This window comes from Rhizobium sp. No.120 (assembly GCF_054558365.1).
Genome location: NZ_BAAJNQ010000011.1, coordinates 143,598 through 168,201, shown reverse-complemented (window position 1 = coordinate 168,201; position 24,604 = coordinate 143,598). Strand labels below are relative to the sequence as shown.

Here is a 24,604-nt window from a genome sequence, read left to right as displayed (position 1 = left end):
TTCCTCTACAAAGGGGCTTGGCCGTTAGAATTGTCTAAAGCGTAGAGGGCTCCTTTTAAAAGCACAAGAGCCAATGGCAAAAAATATTTAATGATATCAGTTATTTAATCGATTTAAATAAATCCAGATAATTTTAAATCGTTTGAATGAAGGGTGGAGAGACGTTTCGCCGCACAACCCCTGCGCAAGGGCTTTTCCTCGTGACAATCCTCCCCTTTATCTTTGCCACAATTTGTTCCACCTTTATCCCCATAAGCGCGCCAGGTTACCGCCGACCGAACTGGCAGACCGCCTGGGCTGGATTCCAAATCCGGGAGACGCGCACTGATGACGGAGACGAATACCATGTTGACAATCGCGCTCGTTGACGACGACCGCAATATCCTGACTTCCGTTTCGATTGCCTTGGAAGCAGAGGGATATAAGGTAGAGACCTATACGGACGGAGCCTCGGCGCTGGACGGGCTGCTGGCCCGGCCGCCGCAACTGGCGATCTTCGATATCAAGATGCCCCGCATGGACGGCATGGAGCTCCTGCGCCGCCTGCGGCAGAAGTCCGATCTGCCCGTGATCTTCCTCACCTCGAAGGACGAAGAGATCGACGAGCTTTTCGGCCTGAAAATGGGCGCCGACGACTTCATCACCAAGCCGTTCTCGCAGCGGCTGCTGGTGGAACGCGTCAAGGCTGTTCTTCGCCGCGCCTCCGCCCGCGAGGCCGCAAATGCCGCCGGCGGCGCAGCAGCTGCCAAACCGGGCGCCACTCAGCAGGCCCGTTCGCTGGAACGCGGACAGCTTGTCATGGATCAGGAACGCCATACCTGCACCTGGAAGGGCGAACCCGTGACGCTCACCGTCACCGAATTTCTCATCCTGCATTCGCTTGCCCAGCGCCCCGGCGTGGTCAAGAGCCGCGACGCGTTGATGGATGCGGCCTATGACGAGCAGGTCTATGTCGACGACCGCACGATCGACAGCCACATCAAGCGGCTGCGCAAGAAATTCAAGATGGTCGACCTCGATTTTGATATGATCGAGACGCTGTATGGCGTCGGCTACCGCTTCCGCGAAGCAGCATAATAGTTAGCTAGACCATACGGATAGTTAACTGGACCATACGGCGGGCAATGGATTAAGAGCATGCGGACGGGGTCGCCGATCCCGTTCTTCGAAAGGGCCGTAGGCTTGGCACAGCTGGTGCAGGACAGGGACATAGACGACTCGGAAAGCCCGAGCGGCGCTCGAATCGCGCGCCGGCGCTGGACTCATCCCTTCGTGCTGATCCGCCGCATCTTCGGCAATGCCGTTTTTTCGAGCCTGACGCGGCGCATCCTTTTCTTCAATCTGGCGGCGCTGGTCGTCCTCGTCGGCGGCATTCTCTACCTCAACCAGTTCCGCGAAGGCCTAATCGATGCCCGCGTCGAGAGCCTCTTGACGCAGGGCGAGATCATCGCCGGTGCCGTCTCGGCCTCGGCATCGGTCGATACCAACTCCATCACCATCGACCCGCAGAAGCTGCTGGAGCTGCAGGCCGGCCAGAGCATTACGCCGGTTCCGAACGATGAGGATCTGGAATTCCCCATCGATCCGGAAAAGGTGGCGCCGGTGCTGACGCGGCTGATCTCGCCGACGCGCACCCGCGCGCGCATCTTCGATGCCGACGCGAACCTGCTGCTCGACAGCCGCCATCTCTATTCCCGCGGCCAGGTGCTGCGCTACGATCTGCCTCCCGTCGACGACGAGAAGCAGAGCTGGTCCGACTGGTTCAGCGGGTTGCTCAACAAGATGCTTCAGCCGGGTAACCTGCCCGTCTATAAGGAAGCGCCGGGCGGCGACGGCTCGATCTATCCGGAAGTCATGAACGCGCTGACCGGCGTGCGCGGGGCCGTGGTCCGCACCACGGAGAAGGGCGAGCTGATCGTTTCGGTCGCCGTGCCGATCCAGCGCTTTCGTGCCGTTCTCGGCGTATTGTTGCTCTCGACCCAGGCCGGCGATATCGACAAGATCGTTCATGCCGAGCGCCTCGCGATCATGCGCGTTTTCGGCGTGGCGACGCTGGTCAACGTCGTGCTGTCGCTGCTTTTATCCTCCACCATCGCCAATCCGCTGCGCCGGCTTTCGGCCGCGGCCATCCGCGTGCGTCGCGGCGGGGCGAAGGAACGCGAGGAAATCCCGGACTTTTCCGCTCGTCAGGACGAAATCGGCAATCTGTCGATCGCGCTGCGCGACATGACATCTGCGCTCTACGACCGCATCGATGCGATCGAGAGTTTTGCGGCCGACGTTAGCCATGAGCTCAAGAACCCGCTGACATCGCTGCGCAGCGCCGTCGAAACGCTGCCGCTCGCCAAGAGCGACGATTCCAAGAAGCGGCTGATGGACGTGATCCAGCATGACGTGCGCCGCCTCGACCGCCTGATCAGCGATATCTCCGACGCATCGCGCCTCGACGCGGAACTCGCGCGTTCGGATGCGAAGTCGCTCGATCTTGAAGTGCTCCTGCGCGACATGATCGATATTTCCAGGCAGGTTGGGCACAGCAAGAAGGCCGTCGAGATCGACTATATCGTCGACCGCAAGCCGGGCAACAAGCCGAACTTCTCCGTCGACGGCCACGACCTGCGTATCGGCCAGATCGTCACCAATCTCATCGAAAACGCACGATCCTTTGTCCCGGCGGAAACCGGCAAGATCACCGTGCGGCTGACTCGGACGCGGACGCGCTGCGTCATCTATATTGAAGATAATGGTCCCGGCATTCAGGCCGAAAATATCGACCGCATCTTCGAACGCTTCTACACCGATCGGCCCGAATCCGAAGGTTTCGGGCAGAATTCCGGTCTCGGCCTTTCGATCAGTCGACAGATCGCCGAGGCGCATGGCGGCTCTCTGCGCGCCGAGAATATCGTCGACAGCGATGGCGAGACGCTGCTCGGCGCCCGCTTCATCCTCTCCCTGCCCGCCCAGACGACGGCGTGAGCAGCCGCATGACCGGCGAGACAACCAATATCCATGCAACGGCGATCGTCATCGGCAGGACGGGACTGCTGTTTATCGGCCCTTCGGGTAGCGGCAAATCCGCTCTCGCCTTCTCCTGCCTTGCCGCGGCCAAACCGCTGGGATTGGCAGCAAGCCTGGTCGCAGACGACCGGGTGCTGATCAGCGAGGATAACGGCTCCGTTATCGCAAAATGCCCGCCTTCGATCGCTGGGCTCATGGAAATCCGATATACGGGCATCGTTAGAATGCCTCACGTTCCCGAGGGCGAAATGCACTTCGCTATCTACCCGGTCGATCCGACTACGGCGGAAAGGCTGCCACCTGAAGACGAGCAGATCGATATTACCGGATCGATTCGGTTGCCTTTGATCCGCTTGGCTGCAACCTCCGCGAATCCTCTTGCCATAATAATGGCGAAAATCGGCGCGAGTTTAGATGAATCGGCCATTTAGGTCCGCATAGGCGCGCAAATCCCATATTTTAAGCTTGCACTTCGTCTTTTCATCGCCAAGATGTCCCCCCACCGGTGGACGACATTGCTGCATTGCGGTATGGGCCACCTGTTTGCGTATGCGATGGGAGCAGTAATATCATGATTGGACTTGTGCTTGTCACTCATGGCAAGCTGGCTGAAGAGTTTCGGCATGCTGTTGAGCATGTCGTTGGTCCGCAGAAGTTCATAGAAACGGTATGCATTGGTCCCGAAGACGACATGGACAAGCGGCGGCAGGATATTTTGCAGGCCGTTGCCGGCGCCGATGATGGCCATGGCGTGATTATCCTCACCGACATGTTCGGCGGCACCCCTTCCAATCTCGCAATCTCCGTCATGAATAGCGGTCATACCGAGGTCATCGCCGGCGTCAATCTGCCAATGCTGATCAAGCTCGCCGGCGTGCGCGGCGACAATAACATGGAAAGGGCCCTGGTGGAGGCTTCGGAGGCCGGGCGTAAGTATATCAACGTGGCCAGCCGTGTGCTCAGTGGCAAATAACGAGGCAAACACCGCCCCCATGACCGAGCTTTCCCGGGAACTCCTGATCATCAACAAGCGGGGCCTGCATGCCCGTGCCTCCGCGAAATTCGTCCAGACCGTCGAAGCCTACGACGCCGCCATTACCGTTTCGAAGGACGGCACCACGGTCGGCGGCACATCGATCATGGGCCTGATGATGCTGGCGGCAAGCCCCGGCTGCAGCGTGCTGGTCACGGCGAGCGGCAATCAGGCCGCCGAAGCCCTTGAAGCGCTCGACCAGCTTGTCGCCAACAAGTTCGGCGAGGAAATATAGGCTTTTCGCTCCCTCCGCCTGGATATAAAGACATAAAGACTTCTTTATATCATTATTGATTTCCACCCTGAAGCCTGATACACGGCATCATCCACACGCTGTCAGCGTGCAATTCTTGTTGCATTCGGTCGAGGCGTCTGCCTGCGGCGCGGCTGCATCGTTCAGGCTGGAGAGCTTCATGAGCACTGAAAAGGACTACATCGTCGCGGATATCGGCCTTGCCGACTATGGTCGCAAGGAAATCGCAATCGCCGAAACCGAGATGCCTGGCCTGATGGCCTGCCGCGCCGAATTCGGCGAAGCGCAGCCGCTGAAGGGCGCACGCATCACCGGCTCGCTGCACATGACGATTCAGACAGCCGTTCTCATCGAGACACTGGTGGCCCTCGGCGCTCAGGTGCGTTGGGCATCCTGCAACATCTTCTCGACGCAGGACCATGCCGCCGCCGCGATCGCCGCATCCGGCGTTCCAGTCTTCGCCGTCAAGGGCGAGAGCCTCGAGGACTACTGGACTTACACTGACAAGATCTTCCAGTGGGCCGATGGCGGTCTTTCCAACATGATCCTCGACGATGGTGGCGACGCCACCATGTATATCCTGCTCGGCGCCCGTGCCGAAGCCGGTGAGGACGTGCTCTCCCATGCGCATTCGGAAGAAGAGGAAATCCTCTTCGCGCAGATCAAGAAGCGCCTGCAGGCTACGCCTGGCTGGTTCACCAAGCAGCGCGACGCCATCAAGGGCGTGACCGAAGAAACCACCACGGGCGTCAACCGCCTCTACCAGCTCAGCCAGAAGGGCCTGCTGCCCTTCCCGGCGATCAACGTCAACGACAGCGTCACCAAGTCGAAGTTCGACAACAAGTACGGCTGCAAGGAATCGCTGGTTGACGGTATCCGCCGGGCCACCGACGTCATGATGGCCGGCAAGGTCGCCGTCGTCTGCGGCTATGGCGATGTCGGCAAGGGTTCCGCCGCTTCGCTTTCCGGCGCCGGCGCTCGCGTAAAGGTCACGGAAGTCGACCCGATCTGCGCCCTGCAGGCTGCCATGGACGGCTATGAAGTCGTTCAGCTCGAAGACGTCGTTTCCTCGGCCGACATCTTCATCACCACGACCGGCAACAAGGACGTCATCCGCATCGACCATATGCGCGCGATGAAGGACATGGCGATCGTTGGTAACATCGGCCACTTCGACAATGAGATTCAGGTTGCCGCCCTGCGGAACCTGAAGTGGACGAACATCAAGCCACAGGTCGACATGGTCGAGTTTGCCAAGGGCAACCGCATCATCCTGCTGTCGGAAGGTCGCCTCTTGAACCTTGGCAACGCCACCGGCCATCCCTCGTTCGTGATGTCGGCCTCCTTCACCAACCAGACGCTGGCGCAGATCGAACTCTTCACCAAGCCCGGCCAGTACAAGAACGAAGTATACGTTCTGCCAAAGCACTTGGATGAGAAGGTCGCGCGTCTGCATCTTGCCAAGCTCGGCGTGAAGCTGACGGAGCTTTCGGAAGAGCAGGCTTCGTATATCGGCGTGACACCGAAGGGCCCGTTCAAGTCGGACCACTACAGATACTGATTATTTAAACACTATCCACAACATCTTGTGGCCCTGGCATTGACAAATGCCGGGGCTTATTTTTTAGCCAGCTCCCTTCCCCCGGATTCTCCTAGGCAGTATTGTTTTTACACTTGATTCGTGACGAACCGGGCACGCCCGGAGCCATGAAAATGGGATGTCTTGTCAGGATGCGGCACATTATAAGACGGAGACAGACCTCTTATGTTTGAAGGGGAAGACAACCTGCATCAGCCAGCGCCACGCCAAGCGGCGGCGCGGTTGCGGCAGGGCGGTGCATATTGGCTTTCGGCAAAAGCGAAGCAGGGCAAAAGCCGGTTGGCTTTGCTGACACGCCTGCTACGGGTCAGCGTTTTCGGCGGTCTAGTCACCGGCCTGGCAGGACCGGTTCTTGCGCAGGGCAATGACGCCGCACAGACGAGTATGCGCCTCTTCACTTCCTCGGAAATGGCCGTCTTCTCCATCATCATCGGCGTGATCTCCGCCGCGCTCCTCTCGACAATGTGGATGGTGCGCCAGCGCGGCAATATGGAAAGCGAAAGCCGCGAGATCCGTACGGCCCTTTCGGATGCCAACCAGCGTATTTCGCAATATCAGGCGCTGATTGCCGACAAGAACCGCCGCATCGTCATCTGGGATGGCCAGAACGCCCGGCCGGAGCTGCTCGGCCAGTTGCCGGTCGAGACCGGCGCGCCACAGGACAACGAATTCCTCGCCTTCGGGCGCTGGCTGAAATCATGGTCGGCCGGCGAGCTCGACAAGGCGATCGACAAGCTGCGCGGCAGCGGCCAGAGCTTCGACATGGTGGTCGAAACCAACCGCGACGAAATTCTGGAAGCGCAGGGCCGCATTTCCGGCGGACGCGCCTTCGTCCGCTTCATCGCACTCAACAATCTGCGCGCCGAACTCGCCGAACTGAAGATCGAGCGTGACCGGCTGATGACCTCGATCTCCGCGTTCCAGAATCTGCTCGACGCCATCGACGTACCGGTCTGGCAGCGCGATGCGGAAGGCAAGCTCACCTGGGTCAATCAGGCCTATGGCGAGGCCGTGGAAGCGGTTTCGACCGACGAAGCGGTGCGCGAAGGACGGGAATTCTTGACGACCGTGACCCGCGAGCGCATTCGCGCCGCAGCCACGCCGGAGTCGCCCTTTCACGACAAGATTTCGACCGTGGTACACGGCAATCGCACCTTTTTCGACGTTGTCGACGTCAAATCGCCAAACGGCTCCGCCGGCATGGCGATCGATATTTCCGAAGCGGAAGCGGTCCGCGCCGAGCTGGCTCGTACGCTGAAGAGCCACGCCGAAACTCTCGACCATCTGGCGACACCGGTTGCGATTTTCGACGGCGACAGGCGGCTGCAATTCTACAATCAGGCCTTCGTCCAGCTCTGGGAACTCGATATCGCTTTCCTCGAGAAACGACCCGATAATAGCGAGCTCCTGGACCGGCTGCGCGGCGCCAAGAAGCTGCCGGAGCAGCTGAACTGGAAGACCTGGAAGGACGGCGTCCTTTCGGTCTATCAGGCGCTCGACACGCAGACGGATCTTTGGCATCTCCCCAACGGCCAGATTCTCAAAGTTTTCGCGACCGCACATCCGCAAGGCGGCGCCACCTGGGTATTCGAGAACCTGACCGAACAGGTCGATCTCGAGACGCGCTACAACACGCTGGTCAAGGTTCAGGGCGAAACCATCGACCATCTGTCCGAAGGCGTCGCCGTTTTCGGTCCCGATGGCCGCATCCGCCTGTCGAACCCGGCCTTCCGCATTCTCTGGAACATAACCGAGGCACAGGCCAAGCCCGGGACGCATATCCAGGCTCTGGCGGAAGCGTGCGCGCCTTCCTACGACCGGCCGGACGGCTGGAAGCGGTTTGCCGAGCAGATCACCAGTTTCGACGACGAGCGGCCCTCATCGCAGGGCACATTGGAGCTTTATTCCAATCTCGTGCTCGACTACGCCGTCATTCCTCTGCCGAATGCGCAGACCATGCTGACTTTCGTCAACAAGACCGACAGTGTGCGCGCCGAACGGGCTTTGACCGAGAAGAACGAGGCGCTGCTAAAGGCGGACGAGCTCAAGAACGACTTCGTCCAGCACGTCTCCTACGAGCTGCGTTCGCCGCTGACCAACATCATCGGCTTCACCGACCTCCTGAAGACGCCGGGTATCGGCTCTCTCAACGAGCGGCAGGCCGAATATATCGACCATATCTCGACATCTTCTTCCGTGCTGCTCACGCTAGTCAACGACATCCTTGATCTCGCGACGCTCGACGCCGGCATCATGCGCCTGAACTATTCGGAAATCGTGCTTAACGACCTGCTAGATGAAGTGTCGATGCAGATCGCCGACCGGCTTCAGGAAAGCGGCGTGATGCTTGAAATCACCGTCCCGGCGCATCTCGGCTCCATCGTCGCCGATCAGCAGCGGCTGAAGCAGATCCTACTGAAGCTTCTGACCAATGCTACCAATTTCGCGCCGGAGGGATCGACGATCTCGTTGAGATGCGGACGCGAAGGCACGGATTTCGTCTTCTCGGTCTCGGACAAGGGTCCGGGCATACCAGAGGATTTGCTCAACACGGTTTTCAACCGCTTCGCCTCCGGCGGCAAGGCAGGTAAGCGCAGCGGCGCCGGCCTCGGCCTTTCCATCGTCGAAAGCTTCGTCAGCCTGCATGAAGGCGAGGTTTCGATCGAAAGCCAGCCGGGCAAGGGAACGACGGTCACCTGCCGGATTCCTTCGGCCGAACTACCCCACTCCGTCGCAGCAGAATGACAGCCTCCGACAGCAGCATTTCCCTTTTCCTCGCAGATGACGCCGCCACGGCTCAACTCGGCGAGGATCTGGTGCTAGCTCTGAAGGTCGGCGACTGTCTGGCACTATCAGGCGATCTCGGTGCGGGCAAATCCTCGCTCGCCCGCGCCCTGCTGCGCGCCATGGCCGACGATGCCGAATTGGACGTGCCGAGCCCGACCTTTACCCTCGTCCAATCCTACGAGCTGCGCATCCCCGTCTCGCATTTCGATCTCTATCGCCTCGGCGATCCAAGCGAATTGACGGAACTCGGATTCGACGAAGCCCTGCAGAGCGGTATCTGCCTTGTCGAGTGGCCCGAAATGGCCGAGGGCGAGCTGCCGAAGGAGCGCATCGACCTCAAGCTGACGCATGAAGGCGAAGGACGGCGCGCCGTCATCACGGCACCGGCCAAGCAGACAGCACGCATCGAGCGCGTATTGGCTATACGCGCCTTTCTCGATTCGCATGGCTATCGCGGTGCCGCAAGGCGTTTCCTCACCGGCGATGCCTCGCTGCGGGCTTACGAGTCCCTTTATCCTGCCGATGGCGGCGGCCGTGTGATCCTGATGGATTGGCCACGGCTGCCGGAAGGGCCTCCGGTGCTCGACGGCAAGCCCTATCCCAAGGTCGCGCATCTCGCCTGGGATACCTACCCCTTTGTGGCGATCGCCAATATTCTCAGCGAAAACGGCTTTGCCGCCCCCAAAATTTTCGCCGCCGACTACGATCTCGGCGTTCTTCTGATCGAAGACCTCGGCACTGACGGCGTACTCGATGAAGAAGGCAGGCCGATTGCCGAGCGTTATCGGGCCAGCGTCGCTTGCCTTGCGCATCTGCACAGCCTTTCGATCCCCCGCGATATTCCAGTCACGCCCGATCACATCCATCACATTCCGGATTTCGACCGGACCGCCATGAAGATGGAAGCGCGGCTGCTGCTCGACTGGCATCTGCCCTGGAAGCGAGGCACGCCAGCAAGCGATGAGGAACGGGCCGACTATCTGGCGATCTGGGACAAGCTGATCGATCAGCTCGAGGACGCGGAAAAGAACCTGCTGCTGCGCGACATGCATTCCCCAAACATCATCTGGCGGGCGCATGAACAGGGCATAAAGCGTATCGGCCTTATCGACTTCCAGGACGCGATGATCGGGCCGACCTCCTATGACGTCGCTTCGCTGGTGCAGGATGCGCGCGTGACGATCGAGCGCGATCTGCATGACCAGCTTATGGCGGATTATCTCGCACTTCGTCATGCCCAAGGCGGCTTCGACGAGACGAAATTCCTGAAGAGCTGGGCGATCATGTCGGCACAGCGCAACTGCAAGCTTGCCGGCCTCTGGGTGCGGCTCTTACAGCGCGACGGCAAGCCAGGTTATCTCAAGCACATGCCGCGCACGCTCGCCTATCTCGCCATCGCCTTCGAGCACGAAGCGCTCGCACCTCTGCGAGAATGGTGCGAAAAGGCCGGAATCGGTCGAGCATAACGGCCAGAGACCGGCGACGGCTTTCCGGCCTTGTGCTATGGAAAGAAGATAGGAATCGAAAGTTCGAGACGAAATGACCATCAAGCAAGCCATGGTATTGGCGGCGGGGCTTGGAACCCGCATGCGACCGATCACCGACACCATACCGAAGCCACTAGTGAAGATCGCCGGCAAGCCGATGATCGATTATGCGCTGGATGCGCTGGCGGAAGCCGGCGTCGAGCAGGTCGTCGTCAACGTCCATCATCATGCCGACCAGATGGAGGCGCATCTGCGCGGCTACGGCAAACTCGACATCCTGATCTCGGACGAACGGGATGCGCTGATGAACAATGGCGGCGGATTAGCCAAGGGATTGAAGCTGCTCGGCCGTGATCCGGTTTTCGTCATGAATTCGGATCTCTTCTGGATTGGAGAAAGAGAAAACCAACCAACGAACCTCAAGCGCTTAGCCGGATTCTTCGACGCAAGCCGCATGGACTTCGGTATGCTCTGCGTCGAGCTGGACAAGACGACCGGCCATAATGGCAAGAACGATTTCAGCATTGCCGAAGACGGCCGCCTTTCGCGCTATGACGTTCTCGCTGGCAATGGTGTCGTTTATGCTGGAACGCTTGTTATAAACCCTTCGGTTCTCGATGATGCGCCAGCCGACGCCTTCAACATCAACACATACTACGACAAGGCCATCGCCAAGGGCCGGCTCTACGGCACCATGCTCGACGGTCATTGGCTGACGGTTGGCACGCCGGAGGCTGTCAGCGAGGCGGAGGAAACGATCCGGAATTTCCGGGCGTTTGCGTGAGCCTATGGCAGGCGGACACCGGCAGCGCATTCTGACGATTCCGGCAGGCCTGCCCTTCCTGAAGACCCTCGCGTCCGCTCTCTGCGACGGTCGGCTGACGGAACATTTCCGCCATGATCCGGAAGACCCGCTATCACTCGCCAAGGTCAGCATCTTCCTGCCGACGCGGCGAGCGGCGCGCGTGCTGCGTTCAGAATTCGTCGATCTGCTCGGCGGCCGCTCCGCCATCCTACCAGTGATCCGCCCACTCGGCGAAACCGACGACGACAGCGGCTACTTCGAAGAAGCCCTGCCGGAAACGGCCGATCTGGCGCAGCCGCTTGCCAATACGGCACGACTGCTGGAGCTGGCACGGCTGATCCTTGCCTGGCGCAACAAGCTGCCGCAAATCGTGCGCGACATTCACTCCGATTCGCCTCTGGTGGCGCCGGCAAGCCCGGCGGATGCCATTTGGCTCGCCCGCAATCTCGCCGAACTCATCGATTCGCTGGAGACCGAGGATCGTGAATGGAGCGAGCTTGCCAGCCTCAGCGCAGAGGATCATGCGCTCTGGTGGCAGCTGACGGCCGAATTCCTGGCGATTGCCAGCGCCTTCTGGCCGGCGCGCCTTACAGAACTCGGCAAATCGTCACCCGTCCGCAACCGCAATGCCATTCTGCGTGCCGAGGCGCAGCGGATCTCCACCATGCGGCACCCCGGGCCGGTCATCGTTGCAGGCTCAACCGGCTCGGTGCCGGCAACGGCGGAGCTGATCGCGGCCGTCGCGGCCCTGCCGCAAGGCGTGATCGTACTCCCAGGCCTCGATCTCGCAATGCCGGACGAGGATTGGCAGCTGGTGGCGCCGGAAACATCAATCGGCGAAAGAGCCGATCCAACGACGCGCAGCCATTCGCAATATGGGCTTTCGCTGCTATTGAAGCGATTACAGGTCACGCGGCGTGATGTCGAGCCCATCGCAAACGCGGCTGAAACCATGCAGATGCGCGCGCAGATCCTGTCGCGCGCGCTTGCGCCAGCCAAGGCGACGAGCGGCTGGGGAAGCTGGCGGAAGACGCTCGCTCCCGATGCGATCCTGGATGCATTCGCCGACGTGGCGCTGATCGAGGCGGCCAATGAGCGCGAGGAGGCGACCGCGATCGCCATCGCCTTACGGCTGGCGTTGGACAAGCCGGGGCGCAACGGCGGTGAAAGCCAGGCGGCCCTGATCACGCCCGACCGCAATCTCGCCCGGCGCGTGACCGCCGAGCTTGCCCGTTTCGGCATCATCGCCGACGATTCGGCCGGAACGCCGCTGAACGCCACGCCACAGGGCACGTTGCTGCAACTGCTGCTGGAGGCATCCCTTCGACCCGGCGATCCCGTGGCCGTCGTTGCGCTGCTGAAACATCCCCTCGCCTTGTTCGGCCTGCCTTCGGAGACACATCAACCGGGTGTCGATGCGCTGGAGATCCTCGCGCTCAGGGGCGGTGTCGACAACATCGATATCGGCAGGCTGGAAGCCCTGCTTGACGACCGCGTAGCGGAGCAAGCCAATGACCGCCATGCGCCGCAATGGCGCAAAGCGCTGCCGCCTGAGGCCATCGGGCATGCGCGGGCGCTGGCCCACCGAGTGACTGCGGCATGCGAACCTCTGGTATCGGCGCTTTCCCTGCCCGCGTCAGAAAGCCTCCTCACCCTTTCGGATTGGGCCGAGCGCACCGGCCGTGCCCTGGAAGCCGCCGCCGTCGACGAGCGCGGCAGCCTGGCAGGGCTCTGGTCTGGCGAGGCGGGAGATACGCTTGCCAGCCTGCTTCGGGACGTCATCGAAACCGAAGGTCAGCTCGAGGCCGATGGGGTGCAGTGGATCGACATCATGGCCGCTCTCTGCGTGGGTCAAGCGGTAAAGCCGCGGGCGCTCAGCCATCCCCGCCTCTTCATCTTCGGCACGCTGGAAGCGCGCCTGCAGAGCGTCGATACGCTGATCCTCGGCGGATTGAACGAAGGATCCTGGCCGGGGCAGACGGCAAACAATCCCTTCATTTCCCGCAGCATGAAGACCGAGATTGGGCTGGAGCCGCCGGAGCGCCGTATCGGCCAGCTTGCTCACGATTTCGAGATGGCGAACGGCACGCGCGACCTGATCTATTCGCGTGCGTTGCGCCAGGGTTCGACGCCGACGGTCGCGTCCCGCTGGCTGCAGCGGTTGATCGCGCTCGGCGGCGAGGAGCTGGAAGCGGCAATGAAGGCGCGCGGCGACCAGTATCGCCACTGGGCAGGGATGATCGACGAGGGCGAAAACCAGGCGCCGGCGCAGCGGCCGGCACCGAAGCCACCTGCAGAGCTGCAGCCGAAGAGCTATTCCTTCAGCGAAGTTGGCCGGCTGCGGCGTGATCCCTATGCGATCTACGCCCGGCGCGTGCTGCGGCTCGATCCGGTCGATCCATTCAACCGCGATCCCGGCCCGGCCGAACGCGGCACGCTCTACCATAAGATCATCGATCGCTTCGTTCGGGAAGGACACATCGCCGGTACGCCGGATGCGGCGCTGGCGATGGATCGGATCATTGCGGAGCTTTTCGATGCCGAGCGGCTGCCCGTCCATATCGACAGCGTCTGGCGACCGCGCTTCCGCGAGGTGGCGCGCGCCTTCCTGAATTGGGAAGCGGAACGGCGGCCGGTGATTCGCAAAACGGCAACGGAAGTGCCTGCCGGCGTCGAGATCAAGCCGATCGGCATTCGGTTGACCGGCGTTGCCGACCGTATCGACATCAAAGATAATAAAACTGCAGACATCATCGACTACAAGACGGGTTCCAATCCTACGCCAGCGCAGGCCCGTGCACTGCTTGATCCGCAGCTGGCATTGGAAGCCTATGCACTGAAAGTGGGTGCCTTTCGCAACATAGGTCCGCTTACGCCGGAAAAATTGCTCTATGTCCGCCTCAGACCCGGTGACCGGTTTAAGGATGAACCGGTCAATAATGAGCACTCGATACGCAGTGGCAGGACGGAAACAAAGTCGGCTATGGATCTGGCGCAGGAATCGATGGACCAGCTGGTGAAATTCGTCTCGCTGCTGCAATCGGGCGAGAAGGGCTTCTCCTCGCGGCTGATCCCGGCGCAGCAGTTCGAATATGGCGGTGACTACGATCACCTCGCCCGCGTTTCTGAATGGTCGACGGCCGAAACCGAGCAGGAAGGCAGCGGCGATGAGTGACTTTCCCGCCGACGATATCGCCATCCTGCCCGAAAGCGACGATCCCGGCGTCTGGATCGGCTGGACGACGATCCAGCAATCGATCGCCTCCGACCCCGAACGCTCGGCCTGGGTTTCGGCCAATGCCGGCTCCGGCAAGACGCATGTGCTGACGCAACGCGTCATCCGCCTGCTGCTATCAGGCGCCCGCCCCTCGGCGATCCTCTGCCTGACCTATACCAAGGCCGCGGCGTCCGAAATGTCGAACCGCGTCTTCGACAGGCTCGCCGCCTGGGCGACAATGCCGGACGAGGAGCTGAAGAAACGCGTTGCCGATATCGAGGGCAAGGAGCCTGATATCTTCAAGCTCGCTGAGGCGCGCCGGCTCTTTGCCAAGGCGCTGGAAACGCCGGGTGGACTGAAGATCCAGACCATCCATGCCTTTTGCGAGGCCTTGCTGCATCAGTTCCCGCTCGAGGCAAACGTCGCCGGGCATTTCTCCGTTCTCGACGATCGAGCGGCCGAGGTCCTGCTTGATGATGCCCGCCGCGCGCTGCTGACGGCAACGACACCGCATGGCGATGCAAAACTGGCGCGAGCGTTCGACCATGTACTCGATCTCGGCGACGAGTCCGGGCTCGAGACCCTGCTCGGCGATATCGTTGCCAATCGCAATGCGATCCGTCGTTTCACGGAAGCAGCCGAACGCAAAGGCGGCATCGAGGCCGCGTTGCTTGCCCGGCTTGGCCTCACGCGCGGAGAGACGGAAACGAGCATTGCCGAGCAATACTGGCCGTTGCCCGGTCTGTCCGGCGCAATACTGGAGCTCTATCTCACGCTCGCCGATCAGAAGGGGGGCGCCAAGGCTCAGGAAGTTGCTTATGCGCTGCGCCTCGCCAAACGCGAGGCGGATCCGCTTGCCCGCGCCGAGATCCTCGAAAAGGCCATGCTGACCGCCAAGGGCGAACCGAAATCGGACAGCCAGTTCTTCGTCAAGGCGATGCTTGCCGATGCGCCCACCCTCGCCGAAGCGGTCGCTGCGGCGCGCGCCCACGTCGTTGCCAGCCGCGACCGGCTGAAGCTGATGCGGATGTATCGGGCCACCCATGCTGCCCTTATTCTCGCCGATCGTCTGAACCGCGATTACGAGGAGCTGAAGAAGCGGCGCAGCCAGCTCGATTTCGAAGATCTCATTACCCGCACGGCCGATCTTCTGACCAAGAAGGACGTCGGTCCCTGGATCCACTACAAGCTGGATCAGGGCATCGATCATATTCTGGTGGACGAGGCACAGGATACGAGCCCGATCCAGTGGAGCGTCATCCAGTCGCTGGCGGAGGATTTCTTCTCCGGTGACAGCGCCCGGCCGACACTGCGCACGATCTTTGCCGTCGGCGACGAGAAGCAATCGATCTATTCGTTCCAGGGCGCCCGTCCGGAACGCTTTTCCGAGGAAAGCGATCGCACAAGGCGTCGCGTGGCGGCGAGCGGTCAGCAATTCTCATCGATCCGCCTGCCCCTCTCCTTCCGCTCGACGGCCGATGTGCTCGGCGCCGTCGATCATGTCTTCACGAGTCCGGAGAATGCCCGGGGGCTTAGCGCCGTCAACGAGCCTGTCGTGCATCGCTCCAGCCGCATCGGCCACCCCGGCGCCGTTGACCTGTGGGAGATGATCGCGCCGGAGCCGGCCACCAAGGAAGAAGACTGGACGGCCCCCTTCGATTCGACGCCGGAAAGCGCACCCGCCGCCATCCTGGCGCGGCGGATGGCACACACGATCGGCAATCTCATCGGCCGGGAAACGATCATCGAGAAAGGCAAGGCCCGCTTCATCGAGGCTGGCGACATTCTCGTGCTGGTGCGCAAGCGCGACAGCTTCGTCAACGCGCTGACCCGAGCCCTGAAACGGCGCGGCAATATTCCAGTCGCCGGCGCCGATCGTCTGGTGCTGACGAGCCATATCGCCATTCAGGATCTTCTGGCGCTCGGCCGTTTCCTGTTGCTGCCGGAGGACGATCTCTCGCTCTGTGCACTGTTAAAAAGCCCCTTGTTCGACCTCAGCGAAGAGGATGTCTTTGCGGTCGCCGCCTATCGCGACGATGAGGAAAGCGTCTGGAGCCATCTGCAGAGATTTGCCTCAGACGGCCATGACCGCTTCAGAGAGGTGGTCGAACGGCTGAGAACCTTCCTTGCCCTGTCCAAGAGCCTGCCCGTGCATGATTTCTATGCGCGCGTGCTTGGCAGCTTCGGCGGCAGACGGAAATTTCTGGCGCGGCTCGGCACTGAAGTCAGCGATATCCTCGATGAATTCCTGACCTTCACGCTCGATCACGAGACGAGCGGCCTGCCCGGCCTGCAATCCTTCATCTCGACGCTGGAATTGGAAGCGCCGACGGTCAAGCGCGAGCAGGACAAGGGCCGCAACGAGGTGCGGATCATGACGGTGCATGCCTCGAAGGGGCTGGAGGCGCCGATCGTTTTCCTCGTCGATGGCGGCGGCAAGGCCTTCACCCATACGCATCTGCCGAAGCTACGGCTGATCGAAACCGGCAGGGACGAAATCCCGCTCCCGGTCTGGGTGCCGGTCTCGGCGCTCGCCAATTCGCTGACGCAGGCCGATACGGCGCGGCTGCAGGCGCTGGCGGAGGAGGAATATCGCCGGCTGCTCTATGTCGGCATGACCCGCGCCGCCGACCGCCTGATCATTTGCGGCTACCGCGGCGTCCGCGAGAATGCCGATACTTGGCATGCGATGATTTCCGTGGCGCTGCGCGGGCATGACCTGCACTGCACGCAGAAGACCTTCACCGGCTCGGATGGCGACTGGCAAGGCTTGAGTTGGCGCGTTGCCCAGGTCCAGCTCGAATTCGAGACCGCAAGAGAGCATGAGAAGCGTTCGGAGCGCGTCAGCCTGCCGGCGGGTCTCAGTCGGCCATTGCCGCCGCAAAAAAGCCTGCCGCGGCCGCTTAGTCCCTCCGGCGTCGGCACCGTCGTCGATGAGGAAGCCGACGATCTGTTGGTGACTTCGGCGCTTTTCGGCGAGAAAACCAAATCCGACCGCGCCTTACAGAAAGGCCGCTTCATTCACCGAATGCTGCAGACCTTGCCTGAAATCGCGCCCGAAGAACGGGCCGATGCCGCCCGGCGTTACACCGAACGAGCAGCGCGCTTCTGGCCGCAGGCCGAACAAGATGCGCTGGTGAAGTCGGTCATGGCGCTGCTATCGCATCCTGATCTGCAGGGCACGTTCAGCACCCATGCGCAGGCCGAAGTGTCGATCATGGGCACGCTCAAGCTCGGCAGGCAGTCCTATGCCGTCTCCGGCCGTATCGACCGACTCGCGGTGCTCGATGACCGTGTCGTCATTCTCGACTACAAGACGAATCGCGTGCCGCCTGACGAGGAAAACGCCATCCCCTTCGCGCACAAAGCTCAGCTTGCCATCTATCGCGAGATTCTTTCGCCGCTCTATCCGGGAAAGCGCCTCGACTGCATGCTGGTCTATACCGAAAATGCCTCGATCTACACGCTGTCGGACGGGGCGCTTGCATTGGCGCTTGCGGAGCTCGAGACAAAGTGAAATACCAGATATTGAAATCTGGGCACCGCACCATCACATATCTAGCAACACGCAAATCCTGATAAGGAGCAGCCTATGGCTACCGTTAAAGTCGATACCTCCAACTTCGCCACCGAAGTGCTGCAGTCTGCAGAGCCTGTCGTCGTTGATTTCTGGGCCGAATGGTGCGGTCCGTGCAAGATGATCGCCCCGGCTCTGGAAGAACTCGCCGTGCAGTTCGAAGGCAAGGTCAAGGTTGCCAAGCTCAACATCGACGAAAATCCGGAACTGGCCGCCCAGTTCGGCGTTCGCTCGATTCCGACGCTCGCCATGTTCAAGGCCGGCGAAGTCGCTGACATCAAGGTCGGCGCCGCTCCCAAGACGGCCCTGCAGAGCTGGATCTCCAGCGCAGCCTGATCGGTATCGATCGCATGAAAAAAGCCCCGCTTCGGCGGGGTTTTTTGTTAGTCGGAGAGCGCGGGCCATTCTCGCCCTTCGAGACTTAGCAGCCATGTTATGTTTGTGCGCGCCCCCATGGGCCGCCTGATCCTTCGACGAGCTCAGGATGAGGCGGAGCGAGTTGCGAGCCAGGGTAAGGGAGTAGCCCTCATGCTAAGGAGGCCTCAAGCCGTCTCGAAGCAGGAGGGCGGATGGTTGACCACCCGACCAGAATCACTGCGGCGGCGTGCCGTTGTCGGCAAGGACATCGCCGACCAGATAGAGGGAACCGCCGATCAAGATGCGCGGGGCAGGCGAATTTGGCACAGCCAGAGCCTTGATTGCATCCAGCGCCTCACCGACAGTCGACATAGGCTCGGCGATCAGACCGGCATCATAGGCGGCATTCGCCAGGATGACCGGATCGACCATGGCTTCGCTGCCGCGAATCGGCACGCAATAAACTTTCTCCGCCAAGCCGGCAAAAGCCTTGAAATAGCCGATTGGATCCTTGGTGTTGATCATTCCGATGATCAGGAATAAGGGCCGCGGCTGACGCTCTTCAAAATTGGCCATGGCCTCGGCGATGACTTCGCCGGCGCCGGGATTGTGGCCGCCATCGACCCAGATCTCGGCTCGTTCCGGCGCATGCGCAACCAGTTCGCCTTCGGTCAGCCGCTGCAGGCGGCCTGGCCATTCGACCGAGGTCATCGCCTTTTCCATCATCGCTTCGGTCACGACGATACCGGCGGCCTTGACCGCCCGTATGGCAGCGGCGGCATTACCATATTGATGCCTGCCGGGCAGGCGCGGCAGTGGCAGGTCGGCGAGACCGAACTCATCCTGATAGACCAGCTTGCCATATTCCTCATGGGCGGAGAAATCCTGGCCGAAGACGGCAGTCGGGCAACGAAGCCGCTCGGCGGTGGAGATCAGCACGTCGAGCGCGGCATCATAGTCCTGATGGCCGATGACGACGGGATGGCCTGGCTTCATGATGCCGGCCTTTTCGGCGGCGATCAGTTCGACGCGGTCGCCGAGATAGGGCTGGTGATCAAGCGAAATCGGCATGATGACCGAGACGGCCGGATCGGAAATGACATTGGTGGCGTCGAAGCGGCCACCAAGGCCGACCTCGATGACCGCGACATCGGCCGGATGCTCGGCAAAGAGGAGAAAGGTTGCGGCCGTCAAGATTTCGAAGACGGTGATCTTTTGTCCACCATTGGCCTTGGCGATGCGTCTCAACGCATCGGCAAACACGGCATCGTCGACGAGCTTGCCGCGACCGCCCTTGACGCCGATGCGATAGCGCTCGTGCCAATTGACGAGATGCGGCGAGGTATGGACATGGACGCTATAGCCACCGGCTTCGAGCAGCGCGCGGCAGAAGGCCGTCACCGAGCCCTTGCCGTTGGTGCCGGCGACATGGATCACCGGCGGCAATTTCTGATGAGGATTGCCGAGGACCTCGAGCAGCCTGGTTATTCTCTCCAGAGAAAGATCGAAGCCCTTGGGGTGCAAGCCCATGAGCTTTTCGATCTCGCGTGCTGCCTCGCTCATTGCGGACTGATCCATAGACGTCATCCCGCACCTCCGCCTATCGGCAATCGATGATGTCAGGCGCTCGCTGCTATCGCCAGTGCCGCGCCATTCTTGTTCTTGACCGATACGTCGTTTGCCGGCGCCTTGGTCAGGATCTTCAGAAGCGTCGCCAAAGTGTCCGGAATGTCATGACGCTTGACGACCATATCCACCATGCCGTGCTCCAGCAGATATTCCGAGGTCTGGAAGCCTTCGGGAAGCTTTTCGCGCAGCGTCTGCTCAATCACGCGCTTGCCGGCAAAGCCGATTTCAGCACCGGGTTCGGCGAGGTGAATGTCACCCAGCATGGCGTAGGAGGCCGTGACGCCGCCGGTCGTCGGGTTGGTCAAAACCACGACGTAGGGTTGGCCAGCTTCTTTCAGCATGTCGACGGCAACCGTGGTGCGAGGCAGCTGCATCAGCGACAGGATACCTTCCTGCATGCGGGCGCCGCCCGAAGCCGGGAACATGACCAGCGGGCACTTTTCGGCGATAGCGCGCTCGAAAGCCTTCACGATGGCTTCGCCGGCGGCCATGCCAAGCGAACCGCCGATAAAGTTGAATTCATGCACGACCGCCACCAGCTTCAGACCGCGAACCTTACCGACGCCGGAGAGGATCGTATCTTCCTGCTCGGTCTTCAGGCGGCTGTCCTTCAGGCGGTCGGTATATTTCTTAGAGTCGCGGAACTTCAGCGGGTCCTGCGCGACCTTGGGCTGCGGCAGGGCTTCGTATTCGCCGTTGTCGAAGAGATCGGCAAGACGCGCCTTAGCCGGCATCTTCATATGGAAGCCGGAGGCGGGGATGACCCACTTGTTCTCTTCCAGATCCTTATGGAAGACCATTTCGCCCGTTTCCGGGCACTTGATCCAGAGATTCTCCGGAACCTCGCGACGGCCCAGCATGGAATTGATCCGCGGGCGGACGTAGTTCGTGATCCAGTTCAATTCGAAACTCCTAATCGACCGAATTAATCGATATCCTAGTCGTCACCAAATGCCCATAGGCTTTTCCCTCAATCCGCAGGGGATTGATGAGAGGCCTATATGGGGAAACTATTCGGCGGCAACAAGGCGGGCGGAACGCGTTCCCGTCGACAGGCCGCGCACCAGGGTCGCGACAGCCTGGATGGTATCGGCCGTTGCCTTGCCGTCCTTGGTGAGGCTGGTGGCAATCTGGTTGACGATCGCGGTGCCGACGACAACGCCATCGGCGGACGCGCCGATCAGCTTGGCGTGCTCGGCCGTCTTGACACCAAAGCCGACGCAGACCGGCAGCTCGGTGTGCTGCTTGATGCGCTTGACAGCGCCAGACACCAGCGACGGATCGGGCAACGCCGAACCGGTGATGCCGTTCATCGAGACGTAGTAGACGAAGCCCGTCGTGTTCTTCAGAACCGTCGGCAGGCGCTTGTCGTCGGTGGTGGGCGTCGCCAGGCGGATGAAATTGATGCCCTTGCGGATCGCCGGGATGCAGAGCTCGTCATCCATTTCCGGCGGCAGGTCCACGACGATCAGGCCATCGATCCCGGCAGCCAGCGCGTCATCGAGGAACTTTTCGACGCCGTAGATATAGATCGGATTGTAATAGCCCATCATCACGATCGGCGTATCGGCATCGACCTTACGGAAATCGGCGGCGAGCTGCAGGGTCTTCTTCAGCGTCTGACCTGCCTTCAAGGCACGCTGGCCGGCAAGCTGGATCGCCGGGCCGTCGGCCATGGGATCGGAGAAGGGCATGCCGAGTTCGATGACGTCGGCGCCAGCTTCCGGCAGGGCCTTCATGATACCGAGCGAGGTCTCGTAATCGGGATCGCCGCCCATGAAATAGGTGACGAGTGCCGGGCGGCCTTCAGCCTTCAAAGCGGCGAAGCGTTTGTCCATACGTGCGGTCATGGCGTCTAACTCACATTCCCAGAATCTTGCCGACGGTGAAGATGTCCTTGTCACCACGGCCGGAGAGGTTCATCAGGATGATCTGGTCCTTGCCCATCTTCGGGGCGCGCTTGATCACTTCGGCGAGCGCATGGCTCGGCTCGAGCGCCGGAATGATGCCTTCGAGGCGCGTCAGCATCTGGAAGGCTTCGAGCGCCTCATGATCCATGATCGGCACATATTCGGCGCGGCCGATATCGTTCAGCCAGGAATGTTCCGGGCCGATGCCGGGATAATCAAGGCCGGCCGAAATCGAATGACCTTCCTTGATCTGGCCGTCGCCATCCTGCAGCAGGTAGGTGCGGTTGCCATGCAGCACGCCGGGTGAACCGGCGGTGATGGAGGCGCAATGCTCATCACCCTGCAAGCCCTTGCCGCCAGCTTCTACGCCGACGATCTTGACGCCTTCGTCATCGAGGAATGGATGGAAGATGCCGATGGCATTCGAGCCGCCGCCAACAGCGGCGATAACGAGATCCGGCAGGCGGCCTTCGGCCTCCAAAATCTGCGCGCGGGCTTCGGTGCCGATCACAGCCTGGAAATCGCGGACCATCTCCGGATAGGGATGCGGACCGGCAGCCGTACCGATCAGATAATAGGTGTCGTCGACATTGGTGACCCAATCGCGAAGCGCTTCGTTCATGGCGTCCTTCAGCGTGCCGCTGCCGGCCGTCACCGGGATGACCTCGGCGCCCAAGAGCTTCATGCGGAAGACGTTCGGCGCCTGGCGTTCGACATCGGTCGCGCCCATGTAGACGACGCAAGGCAGGCCGAAGCGGGCGGCAACAGTCGCCGATGCCACGCCATGCTGGCCGGCGCCGGTTTCGGCGATGATGCGGGTCTTGCCCATGCGCTTGGCGAGCAGGATCTGGCCGATGCAGTTGTTGATCTTGTGCGAACCGGTGTGGTTCAGCTCTTCGCGCTTGAAATAGATCTTCGCGCCGCCAAGCTCTGCCGTCAGGCGCTCGGCGAAATAAAGCGGGCTCGGACGGCCGATATAATGCGTGCCGAGAGACTTCAGCTCCGCCTGGAAGGCCGGATCATCCTTCGCCTTCGCCCATTCCTCCTGCAGATCCAGGATCAGCGGCATGAGCGTTTCAGCTACGAAACGACCGCCATAAATGCCGAAACGGCCGTCCTCATCGGGGCCAGAGCGGAAGGAATTAGGTTTAGGCGTCTGGTTCACTTTCTACTCCCTGCTGCCGGTTCCGGCAGGCATGCTTCTGCAAAAGCGTCGAAAAACTGGTCGATCTTGCCTAGATCCTTCACGCCCGGCGAACTCTCGAGGGCGGAGGAGAGATCGATGCCACTAGCCTTGGTGCAAGCCAGCGCCTCGGCGACATTGTCCTTGTTTACGCCGCCGGACAGCATATAGTCCACCCGATCGTCGAGCCAGCTCATCAGGCTCCAATCGAAGGATACGCCGTTTCCGCCCGGCAGCACAGAGCCAGCCGGCGGTTTGGCATCAAAGAGGAAGCGGTCGGCAATGCCGATATAGGATTCCACCCGCTTCAGATCGTCGGCATCGCGCACCGACATGGCCTTCATGACCGGCACGTTATGGACCGCCTTGATGGTCAGTACGCGCTCCGGGCTCTCATTGCCATGGAGCTGCAGCATATCCGGCTTCACCAACGCCATGATCTCATCGAGATCGTCGTTCGTGGGATCGACCGTGACGGCAACGACCTTCGCCTTGCCGCGCGCGCGCTCCGCCAACTGGCCAGCGAGATCCGGCTCGATATAGCGCGGGCTTTTTTCAAAGAAGATAAAGCCGATGTGGGTAGCGCCGCGCTCAAGAGCACGATCCACCGCTTCCGGCGTCTTCAGACCACAAATTTTGATATCGGGGTTCATGGCAGCGGAGTGACACGAAATTTCGCAAGAGTCGAGCCTAAAGGCGACGTTGGCGGGATTTTTGCGCTATCCGGAAGCAACAACTCGCGCTTTACTTCACCGAGATTACGACCTTGCCCTTAACTCGACCAGCCTCCACATAGGTTAACGCCTCGTTGAGGTTCTCGAACGGAAAAACCTTGTCAATGACGGGTCGCACGGCCCCTGTTTCGACCAAGGACGTGATCTGGCCGAGCTGCTCTCCGCTCGCCGTCATGAAAAGGAACGAGTAGCTGATCCCACGGTGCCTTGATTTCCTTCGGATGCCGAAACTCAGCAGGCCCATCACCTGCTGAAGCAGCCAGCCGGAACCATTCTGCCTGGCAAACGCCGGATCGGGCGGACCCGAGATCGAGATGAGCTTACCGCCTGGCTTCAGCACGCGCAGTGATTTCTCCAATGTGTCCTTGCCAAGGCTATTCAGCGCAACGTCGTACCCCTGCAAGACCTTCTCGAAATCGTCCCTCTTGTAATCGACGACGACATCGGCGCCGAGCTTCTTGACGAGATCGACATTGGCTGTGCTCGTGGTGGTTGCCACATGCGCACCTATATGCTTTGCGAGCTGAATGGCAATCGTCCCCACCCCACCCGAGCCGGCATGGATGAGAATCTTTTGCCCTTTCTTAAGGCCAGCGCGCTCGACAAGTCCTTGCCAGGCCGTTAGGGCGACGAGAGGCAATGATGTAGCCTCTTCCATGGTCACATTCTGCGGTTTCATCGCAACGTCGGCTTCATTTATCGCTATAAACTCTGCAAAGGTGCCAATACGATCCTGAGCCGGACGTGCATAGACCTCATCTCCCGGCTTGAAACGCCGGACTTTGGATCCGACCCGGACCACGACGCCTGCCACGTCGTTACCAAGGATCAGCGGAAGACGGTATGGCAGGATGAGCTTGAACTCGCCATCCCTGATCTTGGCATCCAGAGGATTCACGCTAGCTGCGTGAACCTCGACCATCACGTCATTGTCCCGCAGCTCCGGCATAGGGCTTTCGCTGAGCCGCAGGATGCCGCCCTTTGAGTAGCGATCGATCAGAAATGCTTTCATGA

General features: G+C 60.8%; 18 protein-coding genes. 12 read left to right on the top strand and 6 right to left on the bottom strand.

Going from position 1 to position 24,604, the window contains the following annotated elements:
- Positions 1-345: 345 nt before the first annotated feature.
- From ACYJRZ_RS24950 to trxA, 12 genes are all read left to right on the top strand, one after another.
- Entirely contained in the window at positions 346-1,077 is a 732-nt protein-coding gene (locus ACYJRZ_RS24950; RefSeq protein WP_459463551.1) for a response regulator transcription factor, read from the top strand.
- Positions 1,078-1,182: 105 nt separating this feature from the next.
- Positions 1,183-2,976, top strand: coding sequence for a stimulus-sensing domain-containing protein (locus tag ACYJRZ_RS24945; RefSeq protein WP_459463550.1), 1,794 nt, complete (start codon positions 1,183-1,185; stop codon positions 2,974-2,976).
- A gap of 8 nt (positions 2,977-2,984) precedes the next feature.
- The gene (locus ACYJRZ_RS24940) at positions 2,985-3,449 is read left to right on the top strand and encodes an HPr kinase/phosphorylase (RefSeq protein WP_459463522.1); all 465 of its coding nucleotides are present in this window, start codon (positions 2,985-2,987) and stop codon (positions 3,447-3,449) included.
- 140 nt (positions 3,450-3,589) lie between these two features.
- Positions 3,590-3,991: a PTS sugar transporter subunit IIA gene (locus ACYJRZ_RS24935; RefSeq protein WP_015338202.1), complete on the top strand. Its 402-nt coding sequence runs from the start codon at positions 3,590-3,592 to the stop codon at positions 3,989-3,991.
- A gap of 19 nt (positions 3,992-4,010) precedes the next feature.
- Complete coding sequence (locus tag ACYJRZ_RS24930) at positions 4,011-4,286, top strand: HPr family phosphocarrier protein (protein ID WP_069613940.1); 276 nt, start codon at positions 4,011-4,013, stop codon at positions 4,284-4,286.
- A gap of 178 nt (positions 4,287-4,464) precedes the next feature.
- Positions 4,465-5,865 carry an adenosylhomocysteinase gene (ahcY, locus tag ACYJRZ_RS24925; RefSeq protein WP_459463521.1) on the top strand — a complete coding sequence of 467 codons (1,401 nt, stop codon included), beginning with the start codon at positions 4,465-4,467 and terminating at the stop codon, positions 5,863-5,865.
- 204 nt (positions 5,866-6,069) lie between these two features.
- Complete coding sequence (locus tag ACYJRZ_RS24920; protein ID WP_459463520.1) at positions 6,070-8,649, top strand: PAS domain-containing sensor histidine kinase; 2,580 nt, start codon at positions 6,070-6,072, stop codon at positions 8,647-8,649.
- Positions 8,646-10,157: a tRNA (adenosine(37)-N6)-threonylcarbamoyltransferase complex ATPase subunit type 1 TsaE gene (gene tsaE / locus ACYJRZ_RS24915; protein ID WP_459463519.1), complete on the top strand. Its 1,512-nt coding sequence runs from the start codon at positions 8,646-8,648 to the stop codon at positions 10,155-10,157. The genes ACYJRZ_RS24920 and tsaE overlap by 4 nt, the downstream gene beginning before the upstream one ends.
- A gap of 73 nt (positions 10,158-10,230) precedes the next feature.
- Positions 10,231-10,962: a nucleotidyltransferase family protein gene (locus ACYJRZ_RS24910; RefSeq protein WP_459463518.1), complete on the top strand. Its 732-nt coding sequence runs from the start codon at positions 10,231-10,233 to the stop codon at positions 10,960-10,962.
- A gap of 4 nt (positions 10,963-10,966) precedes the next feature.
- Entirely contained in the window at positions 10,967-14,158 is a 3,192-nt protein-coding gene (gene addB, locus ACYJRZ_RS24905) for a double-strand break repair protein AddB (RefSeq protein WP_459463517.1), read from the top strand.
- The gene (gene addA, locus ACYJRZ_RS24900; protein WP_459463516.1) at positions 14,151-17,717 is read left to right on the top strand and encodes a double-strand break repair helicase AddA; all 3,567 of its coding nucleotides are present in this window, start codon (positions 14,151-14,153) and stop codon (positions 17,715-17,717) included. Before addB ends, addA begins: the two co-directional genes overlap by 8 nt.
- 75 nt (positions 17,718-17,792) lie before the next feature.
- Positions 17,793-18,113 (top strand): thioredoxin, encoded by a 321-nt coding sequence (trxA, locus tag ACYJRZ_RS24895; protein ID WP_069613933.1) that lies wholly within the window; start codon positions 17,793-17,795, stop codon positions 18,111-18,113.
- Positions 18,114-18,368: 255 nt separating this feature from the next.
- On the opposite strand, the gene ACYJRZ_RS24890 is transcribed toward trxA, so the two are convergent.
- The 6 genes from ACYJRZ_RS24890 to ACYJRZ_RS24865 all read right to left on the bottom strand — a co-directional run bounded on the left by ACYJRZ_RS24890 (position 18,369) and on the right by ACYJRZ_RS24865 (position 24,602).
- The gene (locus tag ACYJRZ_RS24890) at positions 18,369-19,697 is read right to left on the bottom strand and encodes a bifunctional folylpolyglutamate synthase/dihydrofolate synthase (RefSeq protein WP_459463549.1); all 1,329 of its coding nucleotides are present in this window, start codon (positions 19,695-19,697) and stop codon (positions 18,369-18,371) included.
- A gap of 56 nt (positions 19,698-19,753) precedes the next feature.
- Entirely contained in the window at positions 19,754-20,665 is a 912-nt protein-coding gene (gene accD, locus ACYJRZ_RS24885) for an acetyl-CoA carboxylase, carboxyltransferase subunit beta (protein ID WP_459463515.1), read from the bottom strand.
- 108 nt (positions 20,666-20,773) lie between these two features.
- Positions 20,774-21,613 (bottom strand): tryptophan synthase subunit alpha, encoded by an 840-nt coding sequence (gene trpA, locus ACYJRZ_RS24880; RefSeq protein WP_459463514.1) that lies wholly within the window; start codon positions 21,611-21,613, stop codon positions 20,774-20,776.
- Positions 21,614-21,623: 10 nt separating this feature from the next.
- Positions 21,624-22,838, bottom strand: coding sequence for a tryptophan synthase subunit beta (trpB, locus tag ACYJRZ_RS24875; protein WP_459463513.1), 1,215 nt, complete (start codon positions 22,836-22,838; stop codon positions 21,624-21,626).
- Entirely contained in the window at positions 22,835-23,509 is a 675-nt protein-coding gene (locus ACYJRZ_RS24870) for a phosphoribosylanthranilate isomerase (RefSeq protein WP_459463512.1), read from the bottom strand. The genes trpB and ACYJRZ_RS24870 overlap by 4 nt, the downstream gene beginning before the upstream one ends.
- Before the next feature lie 91 nt (positions 23,510-23,600).
- Positions 23,601-24,602, bottom strand: a complete 1,002-nt coding sequence (locus ACYJRZ_RS24865; protein WP_113333413.1) for an NADP-dependent oxidoreductase — start codon at positions 24,600-24,602, stop codon at positions 23,601-23,603.
- Positions 24,603-24,604: the final 2 nt, after the last annotated feature.